The organism is Brevundimonas sp. (assembly GCF_046299595.1).
Lineage (GTDB): Bacteria > Pseudomonadota > Alphaproteobacteria > Caulobacterales > Caulobacteraceae > Brevundimonas.
The window spans coordinates 2,344,595-2,359,979 of the sequence record NZ_JBKBHQ010000001.1 but is presented as its reverse complement, the minus strand read 5'-3'; the positions used below and the strand labels follow the sequence as shown (position 1 = coordinate 2,359,979).

The following is a 15,385-nucleotide window of genomic DNA, read 5'->3' as shown; positions in this document are numbered from 1 at the left end:
GGGAGGCGTCCTTGGGGGAGGTCAGCGCGGCGTCACAACGACGTCGCCGCGAATGGAGTGGGACAGATAACAGTCGGAATGGGCGAGATCGTGGACCTGCGTCACCACGGCTGGATCGGCAGGACCATCGAAAGTGACGAGCGGGCGCAGCGTCACGCGGGAGATGTAGAGCTTGCCCTCGGCATTGGGCGACATCCGGCCCTCGGCCTGATCGTCATAGGCGGTGACGACAAGGCCGTGGCGTCTCGCATGGGCCAGAAAGAACAGCATGTGACAGGACGATACTGCAGCCACCAGGGCCTCCTCGGGATCCACCCCGGACGGATCGCTGCCCGGCACGGGCGGGGCCGAGGATGCGCGCACCGAAGCACCGCCATCGAAGCGCCATTCGTGGGCGCGGCTGTACTGGCCAGAGCGATGGGCCTCGGCATCGGCGCTCCATACGACATGGGCCGTGTAGGCGTGGCTCATGCCGCCCCCCTTGTGTCAGCCATCAGCTTCGACACGGCGCGTGCTGCGGATGCATCTTCTGCGGCCAGCCCGGTCTCCACGCCGGCCCGGTCGGCTTCGCTCTTGTTCTGGCTGAGCTTGAAAACGCCTTCAATGCCGCTCAGTGCGATCCGCAGGCCGACCACGCCCAGGGTAAGCTGGCGGATGTAGGCTTCCGGAGCGTCATCGACCGACCACGCCGACTCGCGCACCGCTTCCATGACATCGGTCGGGGCCTCAAAATAGGGACGGGTCTCGCTCGGCTCGGTAATCAGGAGCAGGCGCCCGCGCGCCTCGATTCGCTGATAGTTCCACGTCGGCACCACCCGGCAATGCTGCGCTTTCGACGGATACATGGACGGCGAGACATAGGCGTCCGGGCCGGTGAAGACGGCCAGCACCTCGGCACCCTCGCCCGCCTCGACCCAGAACGGATTGGCGCGGGCCATATGTCCGATCAGCTCGACGATGCGGCCATCCGGGTCGGTCACGGCAAGCAGCGGAACGTGGGCGGCCACCAGGCCCTTCGGCCCATGCGCGACGAGGCAGGCCAGCGGGTGCGCCTTGATCAGCGCGCCCAGCCGGGCCGGATCGTCCACCGCAAAGGCCGCGGGCCGATACATCAAAGCGTCGACAGATAGGCGTCGTAGGCGGCGCGATCCATCAGGGCCTCGATGTCGGCGGTATTGTCCACACGGATGCGTGCGAACCATCCATCGCCTTCAGGATCATTGTTGACGGTCTCGGGTGCATCGGCCAGCGCGCCGTTGCCCTCGACGACCTCGCCCGCCACGGGCGCATAGACATCAGAGGCGGCCTTGACGCTCTCGACCACGGCAAAACCGTCCTTGGCACCGATGCGCCTGCCCGCCTCGGGCACCTCGACGAACACCACGTCACCGAGCTGATCGGCGGCATAGCGGGTGATGCCCACGGTGGCGATATCGCCGTCGAGGCTGATCCACTCGTGATCCTTGGTGAAACGCATGGCCTTGTTCCTTGGCGGTTGGATGGACGATCTAGGCGGTTTTCGCCTTGCGGTGATAACGGGCCGGATGGAAGGGCATGGGCACGACCTCGGCGGACAGGGCCTTGCCGCGCACGATGACGCTGACGCTGGTGCCCGGCTGGCTGTGGGACGGCGGCACATAGCCCATGGCGATGTTGCGCGAGAGGCTGGGCGAGGGCCCGCCCGATGTCACCTTGCCAATCGAGGTGCCGTCCGCATCCGCGATCTCGGCACCTTCGCGCGCAGGTGCGCCTTCCTTCACGTGCAGACCGACGCGAACACGTGCCAGATCACCGGCCATCTCGCGCTCGATGCGCGCCGCACCGGGGAAATCGCCACGCTCGCGACGTGACTTGGACAGGGCAAAGGTCAGAGACGCCTCGACCGGGCTGGTGGTCTCGTCCGCGTCATGACCATAGAGCGGCAGGCCTGCCTCCAGACGCAAGGAATCGCGCGCGCCAAGGCCGATGGGCTTCACCCGCTCGTCCGCCAGCAGCAGGTTCCAGATACGCTCGGCCTGATCGGCGGGCACGGAAATCTCGTAGCCGTCCTCGCCCGTGTAGCCCGAGCGCGACACGAAGCAGTCCACGCCGAACAGCATCAGGCGCGCGGTGTCCATGAAACCGAAATCGGCCAGCACCGGCTCGTGCCCGGCCATGACCGCGGCGGCCTCAGGCCCCTGAATGGCCAGCAGGGCGCGATCCTCCAGACGGGTCAGGCGGGCATCACCTGCAAGGTGCGATTCGATATGGGCAAAGTCCGCATCCTTGCAGGCCGCATTGACGACGATGAACAGCCCGTCGTGGTCGGGCTTGCCCGCCATCAGGTCGTCCATGATCCCGCCCTGATCGTTCAGCAGCAGGGAGTATTTCTGGCGCCCGGCCTTGAGCGCCTGATAGTCGCCGGGCACGAAGCGCTCGAACTGGCCGATGGCATCGGCACCGCTCAGCCTGGCCTGGCCCATGTGGGAGACATCGAACAGACCGGCGTGCTCGCGCGTCCAGCGGTGCTCGGCCATGACGCCTTCATACTGGACGGGCATGTCGTAGCCTGCGAACGGCACCATGCGCGCGCCAAGAGCGACATGGGCGTCATAAAGGGGCGTGCGCTTCAGGGGCTCGGTCATGGTACGCTCCGGCTGGCCGCGAGGCCTGTTGGGGTCGGCATAAATGGCGACAGAGCCCGGATAGAGGGCTCCACCTCCGGCACGCGCCCCCGCTGTCCCATGAGCCTGAGAGATTCCGCAGCGGCCGGGACCGTGCTTGCTCCTTCGGCGAGCCTGCGCGCAGGCTGCTTTCCAGCGTCCGTGCGCCCTCGCGGTCCTTTTGCCTGAGCGTTTCCGGGGCGGTTGCGCCTTCGGCTCCGGGCCGGGAATCCCCGCCCGATCTCTCCCGCGAGAGCCCTTCATCCCTGTGCCCGCGCGCCTCTCAAGTCAAGCGCTGGCGCAACTTTCGCAGGCCCGTGCGGGTTATCTGTGCCGGAGGGAAGAGCGCAAAGGAGACACAGGATGAAAACCCTGCTTGCCACTGTCGCAGCGCTGACGCTGGCGCTGCCCGCCGGAGCCGCCGGCCTTACCGCCTCCAGCACGGCCATCGACGATCACAATCGCACCCAACAGAGCCGCAGCGACCAGCGCATCACGCGCGAACAGGCCATCGAGATCGCCCGCCAGAACGGCCTTGTGCGCCTGAAGGACGTGGACCGCGAGGACTATGGCTGGGAGGTCGAGGGCTGGACCGCCGACGGGCGCGAGATCGAAGTCGAGATCAACCACGACGGCAGCATCCGCGACATCGACTACGACGACTGAGCCGTAAGCTCTGCTAAGAAAAACGGCCCGCTCCGGCATCGGGGCGGGCCTTTTTCATGGCGTGATCGAAGACCCGCTCAAGGCCGTTCAGAGCTGCAGCCACAGCCCCGCCATGGCACCCAGCAGCCCGGCCATCAGCGCGCCGAAGCCCGCGATCATGAAGTCACGCTCGCGTCTGCCCAGGCTGCGGACCATGGTACGCGCACTGGCACGATGTTGCGGGGCGATCACAGGGCGCCGATAGCCGAAATCATTGGCGGGAACGGTGCTGGCGCGCACCGCACGTGGTGCCCGCCAGGCAGCATGGGCCTCGAAGGCCGGATCGGGCATCCGGCGGACGCGGAATGTGCTCTCGACGTTCTGCATGGTACCTCTAACGCCCCTTTCACAGGAGCGGTTCCGGGCACTTCACTGGCGGCTCACCAGCCCGGAGACGGGCCGCTCGCTGGCCACGAACAGATACTCCACATTGCGCAGCCTGCCGATCTTGCCGACCTTCTCGCCCTGCGGATTGTGGATGCCGATGCGCGCGCCGACATAGCGCGGGCGGGCGATCTCGACGACGCTGACATGGCCGCGCGCCGAGAGCATCTGCATCAGTTCCTCGCGCTTGAGATAGCCTTCGTCGTTGAACGAGACGATCAGGTTCGGTGCCTTGAGCTTATCGATCAGCCCCTGCATGGCCGCGCGGATGCCGGGCTTGCTGTTAAAGGCACTTTTGCGGGTGCGAACGTCCACGCGCTTGTTGGCGATGCCATAGGTCTCGGGCTTGTCCCACAGCACCAGGCTCTCCCAGACGTGATAATTGCCCAGATACGAATGCTGGTTGTAGGGCGGATCGAGATAGACCAGATCGGCCTCCACCTCGCCTGCGATGTCGAGCGCATCGGCGCGCGTGGCCCGGCACGGCGCATGGACGCGCCCGCTCAGCTCGGGCACCCGAAGCACCAGCGGCTTGAGTGCGCGCGGTGCCCACGACTTCATGTAGGCCATCTGCACGCCGGCAGTGGAATCGACGCGGTCGGCCGCCTCCATCAGCGAGGTCAGAGCGATGGCCTCCAGTTCCGGCTCCAGCGACAGCGCCGCTATGCGTTCGCGGATGGCGTCGATGCGCGCACCGTTGTCGGGGTGAAAATAGCGCGCGTCCTCGCAAAAGCTGCGGGTGAACCAGGCCGCCTCGGGCGCGACGTCCGACAGCTCGGCGATCAGACGCCCGGCGCGCTCGTACCAGACCTCGCGATCAGCCTGCACATAGGTAATCGCGAGGGTGTGGGCATAGGCATTGATGTCGTTGGCATGGACCGCAAGGCCCTCGCCCTTCATGGCGTGGCCGACCCTCGCCGTGCCGGAGAAGAGGTCCGCACAGCGCGCCCGCTCCAGCCCGAAGCCCCTGATGCAGCGCATGATCTCGCCGATCAGGGCACGCTTGGAGCCGATGTATTTGATCACCGCTCTGGCTTCTTGCGGCCTCGCCTGACCGGCGCGTGGGCCAGCCGGAGCAGGTTGGCCGCGCCGGGCGCACCGAAGGGCGTGCCCGCCAGGATCAGGATGCGCTGGCCCGGCTCGGCCAGGCCGTATTTCACCGCACCGGCAACGGCATCGTCGGTGACGTCCTCGAGCGAGTCGGGCTGGCGACCGAGCCGCGGCTCGAGCCCCCAGACCAGCGCGAGCCTTCTGGCCGTGTCCGGGTTGGGCGTCAGGGCCAGGACGGGCTGCAAGGGACGCTCCCTCGCCATGCGCCGTGCGGTGCCACCCAGGGTGGTGAAGACCACCATGCACGCTGTGCTCGACGCATCGGCCGCCTTGCGCGCTGCCGCCACCAGGGCATCGACATCGTGCTCGTCCATCAGGGCGTGCTCGGCATCCATCAGGTCGGGCCAGGCCGGGTCGCGCTCCACCCGCTCCATGATGCGGTTCATCATGGTGACCGCTTCGAGAGGATAGTCGCCAGACGCCGTTTCCGCCGACAGCATCAGCGCATCGGCCCCCTCATAGACGGCATTGGCCACGTCTGACGCCTCGGCGCGCGTCGGCGCAGGTGCCGAGGTCATGGACTCCAGCATCTGGGTGGCGACGATGGCAGGAACACCGCGGTTGCGGGCCGCGCGCAGGATCGCCTTCTGCGCGACGGGCACCTCCTCGGGTTCAAGCTCGACGCCGAGATCGCCGCGCGCCACCATCACCCCGTCCGAGGCATCGAGGATGGCCTCCAGCTCGTCCAGCGCCTGAGGCTTCTCGATCTTGGCAAGACAGGCCGCCCGCCCGCCCACCAGCCGCCGAAGCTCGGCCATGTCGGCGGCGCGCTGGACAAAGCTGAGTGCCACCCAGTCCACGCCGATCCTGAGCGCAAAGGCGAGGTCTTCCAGATCCTTGGGCGTCAGCGCCGACAGCGGCACCACGGCCTGGGGCACCGCAACGCCTTTCCTGTCCGACAGGCGGCTGCCGCTCATTACCTCGACCTCGGCGCTCTCTTCGGTGCGCGATACGACCTTGAGCCGCACGCGCCCGTCATCGAGCAGCAGCAGATGACCGACCTCCAGCGCGCGGAATATCTCCGGGTGGGGCATGCAAACGCGCGCGGCGTTTCCGGGCTCCGGGTCAAGATCGAGTGTCAGCCGGGCACCGGGGGCAATCTCGATGGCCCCCTCGGCAAAGGTGCCAAGGCGCAGCTTCGGGCCTTGCAGGTCGGCCAGCACGCCGATGGGGCGCTGAAGGGCTATCTCGGCACCACGCACAGCCTTGAGCGCCGCCTCATGATCGGCATGGCTGCCATGGCTGAAGTTCAGGCGAAACACATCCACGCCAGCCTGGGCCAGTTGGCGCACCATGCCCGGCGAGCGGCTGGCCGGTCCTAGGGTCGCCACGATGCGCGCACGGCGGGCTCTTATCATTGTCAGGCAGCTATCCGTTCAGGCGTGAGGAACGGCGTGACTGTGACAAGGTTTGCGCCACCCGTTAAGGGCGCACCCGGCGGCGAAACGCAATGTTACAACGAGATGGCGCAAAGGACCGGCCTGCCAGCACGAGAGCCTGCGCGAAAGCCTCAGTCCTGCCACACATCGCGCGAGCGGGGATTGCGACGTGCCCAGGCTGCCGCATAGGCGCAGCGCGCGACCAGCTTGAGGTCATTGTCGCGGGCGTGCTCGGTCAGGCGCTCCATGAAGCGGCCAGCGGCACCGGTGCCGCGCAGCTCGGGCTCGGCCTCGACGTGCAGGATGATTCTGACCCCCTCGCTGCCGCCATAGTCCGCCCACACGCACCGCAACTCACCATGCGGGTCGACGAATCCCTGCTCGAAGCGCTGCTCGCGCGAGACGTCCCTGAAATCCGACATACGAGGCTAACCATGCCCGCGCCGCGACGTTCCGCATCCCTCTTATGAAATTTTCGAAAGAAAACAGCGCGCGCCGCACGTCATTCACGAGGCGGGCGCGAACCTGCCACCAGAGCGCGCATAGGCCTGGGTGCCGCGCGTATAGACCTTGTCGCCGGGCAGGATGGCCTCGATCGGCAGTTCGTCGGCCCCTTTCAGCCTCTCGTAGATCGGGCCGAAATCGCGCGTGGTCTGCTCCAGCAGGTGCTCGAGCGAAGGGATGACGAAATAGACCTGCTGGAAATCGTCGATGCGATAGAGCGTGCGCATGACGCGCTCCAGATCAAAGCCCAGCCGGTTGGGCGAGTCGTCTTCCAGAGCAAAGATGCTCTCGGTGCGTGACGAGACGATGCCCGCGCCGTAGATGCGCAGACCCTCGGCCGTTTCCATCAGACCGAACTCGACCGTGTACCAGTAGAGCCGCGCCAGATTGCTGAGCATCCCAAGGCTCGCCGCGCGCTGGCCGCCCTTGCCATAGGCTTCCATGTAATCGGCAAAGGTCGGATCGGTCAGCATGGGCACATGGCCAAAGACATCGTGGAAGATGTCGGGCTCCTGCAGATAATCGAGCTGATCGGGCTTGCGGATGAACTGGCCGGACGGAAAGCGGCGATTGGCCAGATGGTCAAAGAACACCTCGTCGGGCACCAAACCCGGCACCGCCACGACGCTCCAGCCGGTCAGATCGTTCAGAATGGGATTGATGCGGCGGAAGTCCGGTATCCCCCGCCCTTTCAGGTCCAGCGCATCCAGCCCCTTGAGATAGGCGTCGCAAGCGCGCCCGGGCAGGATCTTCATCTGGCGCTCGTAGAGCGTAACCCAGGTCTCGTGCTCGACATCGCTGTAGCCGTCCCAGTCCTGATCAATGGTCCAGTCGGCGTTGGCCCCCTCGGGCGGTGCCTCGAAAACGTGCTCGAAACCGGCTTCGGATGAGGCTTTCGACATGGCGATCTTTCCGTCCCTGTTTCAGGCGACCTCTGTCTCGGGTGCCCTGTGGTCAGCGGTGTGCTCTGCGGTGCGAATCCGCGCCACCCGCCCTTGCAACGGGTGGCCTAATGCATCGGTTTCGCCATGCCAACATAGCGTCCGCCTTCGAAGCGGGCAAAGTGATCGCCCGCACCGGGATGGCGAACGGGCCTGCCGGTAGGATCAGCCATCAGGCTGTCCTCACCCACATAGATCATGCAGGGCTCGTCATCATGCTCGGCGAGCAGGTGATAGAAGGGCTGATCGCGTCGAATGCCCTCTGGCGGCGAGAGATCACGCAGCCACTCGGCCTCGCTGCCAAAGGCGTGATCGACATCGACAATGATGCCTCGCAGGGCCTGGTCGCGGTGGCAGACCACCTCGCCTATCCCGAATTTTGCTTCTCTCATGGTCATCATGCCCGCCATCTTGCAGCAGGGGAACTGACCGGGCCGTGACAAGGAAATATCGGAAATATTCAGGCTCTTGGCCAAATCCCGGCCCTTTCGGGGCGCGTGCCTCAATTGCTCCGCACACAGCACCTATGCGCCCCCTGGCGCTATGCAGGGCCGCTTGCAGGCGCTAGCTTGACAGCGACGCGGGAATGACTCCCGCCACGAAGGTTCGGCCGATGATCCCAGCCGATGGCGCGCGCGAGCGCGACTCCGGCCCCAAGATCGAGGCGCGTGCAGACGTTTTCGGTGCGCTCGATCTCGGGACCAACAATTGCAGGCTTCTGATCGCGCGGCCGGTGCCGGGCGGCTTTCGCGTGGTCGATTCCTTTTCTCGCATCGTGAGGCTGGGCGAGGGCCTGTCCCAATCCGGTCAGCTCAGTGAGGCGGCCATGGCGCGCACCCTCGAGGCCCTGCGTGTCTGTGCCGAGCGGCTGGCCCGGCGCAACATCACCTCGGGGCGCATCGAGGCCGTGGCCACCCAGGCCTGCCGACAGGCGGCCAACGGGGCGGCGTTCATCGAGAAGGTGCGCCGCGACACTGGCCTGAAGCTGAGGATCATCCCGGCGGAAGAAGAAGCCCGGCTGGCTGTGCAGGGGTGCCTGAACCTGCTCGATCCTTCCGCCCATGCCGCCCTGATCGTCGATGTCGGCGGGGGCTCGACCGAGGTGTCGTGGCTGCGACGGCGCGCGCGCGGGCGCTTCGAGACAGTCGGGTGGATGTCCGTGCCCATAGGCGTGGTCAGCCTGGCCGACATGCACCCAGAGCCCGAGGACTGCGCCGAAGCCTGGTTCGAGGCCATGGTCGCGTCAATGCACGAACCCCTCACGGCCCACAGCCAGGCCCATCCGCAGGTGCAGGCACTGGCCCCCATCTTCGCCTCTGGCCGCGGCCAGTTGATCGGAACCTCAGGGGCCATCACCAGCCTGGCGGGCATCCATCTTCGCCTCGACCGTTATCGTCGCGACCGCGTGGACGGCCTGCGCATGACGGCGGCGGAGTGCCGCGACGCCACCAGCTTGCTACTGGAAATGGGCCGCGAGGGCCGCGCGCTTGAGCCCTGCATCGGGCCGGAGCGCGCCGAGCTGGTCATGGCCGGTGCCGCTATCCTCGAGGCCGTCCAGCGGGTCTGGCCCTCCAACCGCATCCGCGTCGCCGACCGGGGCCTGCGCGAGGGCCTGCTCATGTCGCTGATGCATCAGGCGGCGGGCAGGCGCCGCCCGGCCAGGGGCTGATCTCAGCCGCGCGTGGTCACCTGCACCGGAAAGGTCAGATCACAGGGCGAGAAATCGGCCCCGCGCTCGGCTCTTGTCTGGGCGAGCATCCCCTGGAAATAGGCCGAACGCGCGCTCAGCACCCGCACCAGCGGACGCTCAGTCTCGGGCAGGTCGGCGGCCACGCGCACACGCAGCATCCGGTCGGGCTCGGAGGTGACCGCACCGTTGTCGCCATCGCCCACCTTCAGTGCGCGCACCACGTCGAGGCCCGAGACCACCGTGCCCCAGACGCTGTAGCGCTTGTCGAGCGCCGGATAGGGCTGGCGCATCAGGAAGAACTGGCTGTTGGCGCTGTCGTTGGCATCGCCGCGCGCCATGCCGGCCACGCCCGGACAATAGAGCCCCCAGCCATGCACGCGCCCGTCGCCCGTGACCGCCATGAGCTCGTCGGGCTGGCTGGCAACCGGCAGAGCCCCCATGAAGCCCAGCGAGGTGCCCGCCGGGCTGGCCACCGGAACGAAGTCGTGCTCGGGGCCGCGGCGGAAGGTGAACTCGGCCACCAGATCGGGGTAGTAGCTCTGCCCGTCGCCCGTGCCCAGCGGATCGCCCGTCTGGGCCATGAACCAGTCGATGACCCGGTGCCAGGCGATGCCGTCGTAAAAGCCCTGACGCGCCAGCAGGCGGATGCGCTCGACATGGCGCGGTGCCACCGAAGGCGACATCTCGACCAGAATGCGCCCCCTGTTGGTGTCGATGACCAGCAGGTTCTCGCCCGGCACCTCGCGCCAGTCGCTGTCGGCGACGGCCGGGCCGCTGGAGACGGAAACGTCCTGTGCGAGCGACGCCGCGACAGGCAGGGCGAGCGAGAGGGCAAGGGTGGCAGCAAGGGCGCGTCGCAGCATGGTCACGGTCTCCTCAGGCCGGGGCGGCCCGTTCAGCTCACCCGGGCAGGCAGTTCGATATCGCAGATGGAAAAGCGCACGCCGCGCTCAGTGCGGGTGCGCTCGACCAGGGCCTCGAAGGCCGGAGCGCGCACGTCCAGAACCTCGACCCGGGGGCGCTCGGCCTCGGGCAGATCCGCGGCAACGCGCACGCGGGTCATCACATCGGGATTGTCACGCACGGCGCCGTCCATGGCATCGGGGCCATGCTTGAGCGCGCGCACCACGTCGAGCCCCGCCACCACGCGACCCCATGCGGTGTAGTCGCCGTTCAGCAGGGTCTGGGTCTGGCGCATGAGAAAGAACTGACTGTTGGCCGAGTTGGGATCGCCGCCGCGCGCCATGGCGGCCACACCGGGACAGAACCAGGTCATGGCATCGACGCGGCCATCGCGGGTGATCATCATCTGGGCATCGGGCTGGGTGGCAACGGGCAGCACCCCCGCCATGCCAAAGGTGACCGGCGTGGTCTGGCTGACGCGCATGCCCGTCACCTCGGCAAACGGCAGGTCCGCACCGCGACGAAAGCGGAACTCACCGGCCAGGTTGGGCAGGTCGCTGGCGCCCATGCCGTCGCCCTGAGGATCGCCCCCCTGAGCCATGAAGTCGTTGACAACGCGGTGGAAAGTCAGGCCGTCGTAAAAGCCGCTCGCGCTCAGGGTTCTCATGCGCTCGACATGGGCCGGCGCGGCCTGGGGCACCATCTCGATCAGGATGCGCCCGCGATTGGTGTCGATCACCAGCAGGTTCTCGGGCGCAACGGTGCGCCACTCGCCTGCGGCCTGCGCCACGGCAGGCGCATCTGTCATGACCAGTCCCGCGCCCAGCACGCCCAGAGCGCCGACCAGCGCCACCAATCTTCTTCTCACCTGTCAGCTTCCCTTGATCTTGGCGCGAACCTGCCGGGCCACGGCCGGGCTCACGAAATCGTCGATGCGGCCATCCAGCCGGGCGATCTCCTTGACCAGCCGCGACGCGATCGCCTGATGGCGCGGATCGGCCATCAGAAACACCGTCTCGATGTCGGCGTTCAGCTTCTGGTTCATGGCCGTCATCTGGAACTCGTATTCGAAATCGGCGACGGCGCGCAGCCCCCGGATGATCACATTGGCCTGAAGGCTCTCGGCGAAATGCATCAGCAGGCTGTCGAAGGGCCGGACCACGATGTCCGCCTGAAAGCCCGCGACCTCGGCGCGCAGCATCTGCACGCGCTCCTCGGTGGTGAACAGCGGGCCCTTGTCGTCGTTGCGCGCGACACCGATCACCAGCCGGTCCACCAGCTTGACCGCACGGCCGATGATGTCGAGGTGACCGCTGGTCACCGGATCGAAGGTGCCGGGATAAAGTCCGATACGCATCAGGGCTGCTGCCTCCCCGTCTGATGGCCTGATCTAGCACTGCTTTCGAGGCGAACCTAGCCCAGCGGCTCGGGTGGCTGGTGCGCGAAGGCGGCCACGATGCGCTCTGTCACGGCGTCATCGCGTGCAAAGGCGTGATCCCCGATGGCGGCGATCGGCGCGCACGGCGTCGCCGCATTGCACAGGAAGGCGTGATCGAAAGCGCCAAGGCCTTCCAGTCGCACCGCAGCAGACGTTGCCCCAAGCCCCGCTCCGGCAAGGCCCTGATGGATCAGACGCCGCGTCACGCCGTCGAGCATGGGGGCCTCGGGCCAGATGACCGTGTCGCCGCGGACAAAGCCGATGTTCCACAGTGTGCCCTCGCTGATCTGGCCCTCACGGGTCAGGAAAAGCGCATCATCGAAGCCGCGCGCCTGTGCCTCGCGCCGGGCGGCGATCAGGCCGAAGGTGGCCAGATGCTTGAGGTGGGGACGCTCGCGCTCATAGGTCAGAGGAAAAAGCCGGAAGCCGGTGCCTGTGGCTGGGCTCAGGGCCGGAGGTGGATCGAAGACCGCGACCATGATCTGGGGCGCGCCGCGATAGGTCACATGGCGGTGGCTGATCTGGGGCGCGTGAAGGCTGATGCGCACCCAGGCCTGATCGCGCCCCGTCACCGCCTCCACGATCCGCCTGTGCAGCAGCGCAGGACCGGGGCTTTCCCCGAACAGCTCCAGGGCCGAGTGCTCCAGCCGTTCCAGGTGAAGCGACAGGCCGCGCACCGCCCCGCCCTCGACGCGAAACGAGGTGTAGGCCCCGTAGTTGACCATGGCCATGCGCGCCAGATCATCGGCCGTGGCCGGCCTGCCGTCGAGGGTGATGCGAGACGCGCTCACGCCCCTCTCAGCCCTCCGCCTCCGGGGCGGCCATGGTCTCGCCGCCGTCCTGATCGTCCATCCCGGCCTCGGGCTCTACGAGGCGCTCGACCGAGACGATGCGCTCGCCCTCCGACAGACGCAGGACGATGACGCCCTTGGTCTTGCGGTTCACGGTCTGACGCACCTGCGAGACGTTGATGCGAAGCAGCTGGCCGCCGTTGGTCATCATCAGAAGGCCATCGCCGTCCTCGACCGCGAACGAGGCCACCAGGCGCCCCTCTCCCGCCTTCTTCAGGTCGTGGGCATCCACTCCCTGCCCGCCGCGCCCCCGCAGCGGATAGGCGTGGGACGAGGTGCGCTTGCCGAAGCCCGTGTCCGTGACGGCCAGGATCCACTGCTGCTGGGCACCCATCTCGGCCAGGCGCTGGGCGCTGAGATCGGCGGCCTCCGTGCCGTCCTCGTCTTCGTCGGCAACGACAGCGTCCTCGGCATCCGCAGCGCCTGCGGCGGCCAGCATCCGCGCCTCATGGCGCAGGAAGGCGGTGCGCTCGGCGGGCGTGGCATCGGTAGCTTGCAGCACGGCCATGGAGATCACGGCATCGTCGCCCAGAAGGCGGATGCCGCGCACGCCCGTGGAATCGCGACCCTTGAACACACGCACGTCGTCGGCGCGGAAGCGGATGCTCTTGCCGTTGGCGGTGGTCAGCAGGATGTGGCTGTCGGCGGTGCACAACTGCACGCCCACCATGCTGTCGTTCTCGTCCAGCCGCATGGCGATCTTGCCCGCGCGATTGACGCTGGAGAAATCGCTCAGCTTGTTGCGGCGGACATCACCCGAGCGGGTGGCGAACATGATGTCGTAGCGGTCCCAGGTCGCCTCGTCCTCGGGCAGGGGCAGCACGTTCATGATCGTCTCGCCGGGCTCGATGGGCAGCAGATTGACGAACGCCTTGCCGCGCGACTGGGGCGTGCCCAGCGGCAGGCGCCAGACCTTCATCTTGTAGGCCTTGCCGTTGGAGGCAAAGAACAGCACCGGCGCGTGGGTCGAGGCCACGAAGATGCCCACCACGGCGTCCTCGTCCTTCATCGCCATGCCCGCCCGGCCCTTGCCGCCGCGATGCTGGGTGCGATAGGTCGCCAGCGGCGTGCGCTTGACGTAGCCCGAATGGGTGACGGTAACGACCATTTCCTCGCGCGGGATGAGGTCTTCGTCCTCCAGATCGGCGCCGCCCTCCACGAAGATGGATCGGCGCGGGGTGGCGAACCGGTCCTTCACCTCGATCAGCTCCTCGCGCACCACGGCGAGGATGTTGGCACGATCCGACAGAAGCGTCAGATGATCGCGGATGGTATCCGACAGCGTGCGCGCCTCGTCGAAGATCTCGTCGCGACCAAGGCCGGTCAGGCGCGAGAGGGTAAGGGCCAGAATGGCGCGGGCCTGCTCGTCGGTCAGGCGGATTTTGGAGTCCTCGACGATCACGGTGCGCGGATCGGCGATCAGATCGACCAGCGCCATCATGTCGCCCACGGGCCAAGCCTTGGCCTGCAGCCGCTCGCGCGCCTCGGACGGGTCGGCGGACGAGCGGATGATGTGGATCACCTCGTCTATGTTGGCCACTGCGGTGGCCAGACCGACCAGCACATGGCCACGGTCGCGCGCCTTGGCCAGCTCGAACTTGGTGCGCCGCACCACCACTTCCTCGCGGAAATCGAGGAAGGCCCCCAGCATCTCGCGCAGGCCCATCTGTTCGGGGCGGCCCCGGTTCAGCGCCAGCATGTTGACGCCGAAGCTCGATTGCAGGGGCGTGAAGCGGTAGAGCTGGTTCAGCACCACATCGGCCTGGGCGTCGCGCTTGATCTCGATGACGATGCGCATGCCCTGGCGGTCGCTTTCGTCGCGGATGTCGCTGATGCCCTCGATACGCTTTTCGCGCACCAGATCGGCGATGCGCTCGATCAAGCTGGCCTTGTTCACCTGATAGGGAATCTCGGTGACGATGATGGCCTCGCGGTCCTTGCGAACCTCCTCGATGCTGGCCTTGCCCCGCACGACGACCGAGCCACGCCCGGTCATCAGGGCCTGACGCGCACCGGAATGGCCCATGATCTCGCCGCCGGTGGGAAAATCGGGACCGGGCACGATCTCGAGCAGGGCGTCCATGCCGATGTCCGGGTCATCCAGCACCGCCACGCAGGCGTCGATCACCTCGCCCAGATTGTGCGGCGGAATGTTGGTCGCCATGCCCACGGCGATACCGCCCGCACCATTGACCAGCAGGTTGGGGATGCGCGCGGGCAGAACGCTCGGCTCGCGCCGGGTGCCGTCGTAGTTTTCCTGATAGTCGACGGTGTTCTTGTCGATGTCCGCGATCAGGGCCTCGGCAGCCGGGGTCATGCGGCTTTCGGTGTAGCGCATGGCCGCGGCGGGATCGCCGTCCACCGAGCCGAAGTTGCCCTGACCATCGACCAGCATCAGACGCATGGAGAACGGCTGGGCCATGCGCACAAGGGCGTCGTAGATCGCGCTGTCGCCGTGGGGGTGATAGCGCCCCATCACATCGCCCACAATGTTGGCCGACTTGACGTATTTCTTGTCGGAGGTGCGGCCCTCCTCGTTCATGGCATAGACGATACGCCGGTGCACGGGCTTGAGGCCATCACGCACGTCCGGCAGGGCCCGCGCCACGATCACGCTCATGGCGTAGTCGAGATAGGAGCGCTTCATCTCCTCCTCGATGGCGATCGGCGCGATGCCGCTCTGGCCTTCGGGGGCGGTGTCTTCGGGGGGCAAATCAGTCAAGGAACGGATCAGTCTGCTAGGGATGGGCTGCCAGGGATGGGGCGGGCCGCGATGCGGGCCTTGAGCGCATCAGAATCGCACGCTCGAAACGTCCCTCACTGTTAGCACCCCCGGCC

General features: G+C 67.0%; 17 protein-coding genes and 1 riboswitch. Of the genes, 2 read left to right on the top strand and 15 right to left on the bottom strand.

Translation table 11 applies throughout. The annotated features are described in order from the left end of the window. Positions 1-21 precede the first annotated feature (21 nt). The 4 genes from ACK4E3_RS11685 to gcvT are packed head-to-tail and all read right to left on the bottom strand — an operon-like array spanning position 22 to position 2,624. The gene (locus tag ACK4E3_RS11685) at positions 22-471 is read right to left on the bottom strand and encodes an OsmC family protein (RefSeq protein ID WP_409700908.1); all 450 of its coding nucleotides are present in this window, start codon (positions 469-471) and stop codon (positions 22-24) included. Then, entirely contained in the window at positions 468-1,112 is a 645-nt protein-coding gene (locus ACK4E3_RS11680; RefSeq protein ID WP_409700905.1) for an FMN-binding negative transcriptional regulator, read from the bottom strand. Before ACK4E3_RS11680 ends, ACK4E3_RS11685 begins: the two co-directional genes overlap by 4 nt. Next, positions 1,112-1,477, bottom strand: a complete 366-nt coding sequence (gcvH, locus tag ACK4E3_RS11675; RefSeq protein WP_409700902.1) for a glycine cleavage system protein GcvH — start codon at positions 1,475-1,477, stop codon at positions 1,112-1,114. The genes ACK4E3_RS11680 and gcvH overlap by 1 nt, the downstream gene beginning before the upstream one ends. 31 nt (positions 1,478-1,508) lie before the next feature. Beyond that, positions 1,509-2,624 carry a glycine cleavage system aminomethyltransferase GcvT gene (gcvT, locus tag ACK4E3_RS11670; RefSeq protein ID WP_409700899.1) on the bottom strand — a complete coding sequence of 372 codons (1,116 nt, stop codon included), beginning with the start codon at positions 2,622-2,624 and terminating at the stop codon, positions 1,509-1,511. A 181-nt stretch (positions 2,625-2,805) separates the two neighbouring features. Continuing rightward, positions 2,806-2,902: riboswitch (glycine riboswitch) on the bottom strand. Positions 2,903-3,005: 103 nt separating this feature from the next. Here gcvT and ACK4E3_RS11665 point away from each other — a divergent pair. Continuing rightward, the gene (locus tag ACK4E3_RS11665) at positions 3,006-3,308 is read left to right on the top strand and encodes a PepSY domain-containing protein (protein WP_409700895.1); all 303 of its coding nucleotides are present in this window, start codon (positions 3,006-3,008) and stop codon (positions 3,306-3,308) included. An 87-nt stretch (positions 3,309-3,395) separates the two neighbouring features. Here ACK4E3_RS11665 and ACK4E3_RS11660 read toward each other — a convergent pair whose 3' ends face one another. The 6 genes from ACK4E3_RS11660 to hspQ form a co-directional block, all read right to left on the bottom strand. After that, on the bottom strand, positions 3,396-3,674 hold the full coding sequence (locus ACK4E3_RS11660) for a hypothetical protein (protein WP_409700892.1): 279 nt from the start codon (positions 3,672-3,674) through the stop codon (positions 3,396-3,398). A gap of 42 nt (positions 3,675-3,716) precedes the next feature. Further along, complete coding sequence (locus tag ACK4E3_RS11655) at positions 3,717-4,757, bottom strand: DNA adenine methylase (protein WP_409700889.1); 1,041 nt, start codon at positions 4,755-4,757, stop codon at positions 3,717-3,719. Beyond that, positions 4,754-6,199, bottom strand: coding sequence for a pyruvate kinase (pyk, locus tag ACK4E3_RS11650; protein ID WP_409700887.1), 1,446 nt, complete (start codon positions 6,197-6,199; stop codon positions 4,754-4,756). The genes ACK4E3_RS11655 and pyk overlap by 4 nt, the downstream gene beginning before the upstream one ends. Positions 6,200-6,351: 152 nt before the next feature. Continuing rightward, entirely contained in the window at positions 6,352-6,642 is a 291-nt protein-coding gene (locus ACK4E3_RS11645) for an N-acetyltransferase (protein WP_409700884.1), read from the bottom strand. A gap of 84 nt (positions 6,643-6,726) precedes the next feature. Then, on the bottom strand, positions 6,727-7,626 hold the full coding sequence (phhA, locus tag ACK4E3_RS11640) for a phenylalanine 4-monooxygenase (protein WP_409700881.1): 900 nt from the start codon (positions 7,624-7,626) through the stop codon (positions 6,727-6,729). A gap of 107 nt (positions 7,627-7,733) precedes the next feature. After that, positions 7,734-8,066, bottom strand: a complete 333-nt coding sequence (gene hspQ / locus ACK4E3_RS11635; protein ID WP_409700878.1) for a heat shock protein HspQ — start codon at positions 8,064-8,066, stop codon at positions 7,734-7,736. A 212-nt stretch (positions 8,067-8,278) separates the two neighbouring features. On the opposite strand from hspQ, the gene ACK4E3_RS11630 reads away from it, so the two are divergent. Beyond that, positions 8,279-9,334: a Ppx/GppA phosphatase family protein gene (locus ACK4E3_RS11630; RefSeq protein ID WP_409700875.1), complete on the top strand. Its 1,056-nt coding sequence runs from the start codon at positions 8,279-8,281 to the stop codon at positions 9,332-9,334. 2 nt (positions 9,335-9,336) lie between these two features. Here ACK4E3_RS11630 and ACK4E3_RS11625 read toward each other — a convergent pair whose 3' ends face one another. Genes ACK4E3_RS11625 through gyrA form a run of 5 tightly spaced genes read right to left on the bottom strand, consistent with a single transcriptional unit; the run spans position 9,337 to position 15,269 of the window. After that, the gene (locus tag ACK4E3_RS11625; protein ID WP_409700872.1) at positions 9,337-10,218 is read right to left on the bottom strand and encodes a peptidylprolyl isomerase; all 882 of its coding nucleotides are present in this window, start codon (positions 10,216-10,218) and stop codon (positions 9,337-9,339) included. Between the two features lie 32 nt (positions 10,219-10,250). Beyond that, positions 10,251-11,126: a peptidylprolyl isomerase gene (locus tag ACK4E3_RS11620; RefSeq protein ID WP_409700869.1), complete on the bottom strand. Its 876-nt coding sequence runs from the start codon at positions 11,124-11,126 to the stop codon at positions 10,251-10,253. 3 nt (positions 11,127-11,129) lie between these two features. Next, the gene (gene coaD, locus ACK4E3_RS11615; RefSeq protein WP_409700866.1) at positions 11,130-11,615 is read right to left on the bottom strand and encodes a pantetheine-phosphate adenylyltransferase; all 486 of its coding nucleotides are present in this window, start codon (positions 11,613-11,615) and stop codon (positions 11,130-11,132) included. A gap of 56 nt (positions 11,616-11,671) precedes the next feature. Then, entirely contained in the window at positions 11,672-12,487 is an 816-nt protein-coding gene (locus tag ACK4E3_RS11610; RefSeq protein WP_409700863.1) for an aminotransferase class IV, read from the bottom strand. Between the two features lie 7 nt (positions 12,488-12,494). Then, complete coding sequence (gyrA, locus tag ACK4E3_RS11605; protein ID WP_409700860.1) at positions 12,495-15,269, bottom strand: DNA gyrase subunit A; 2,775 nt, start codon at positions 15,267-15,269, stop codon at positions 12,495-12,497. Positions 15,270-15,385 lie beyond the last annotated feature (116 nt).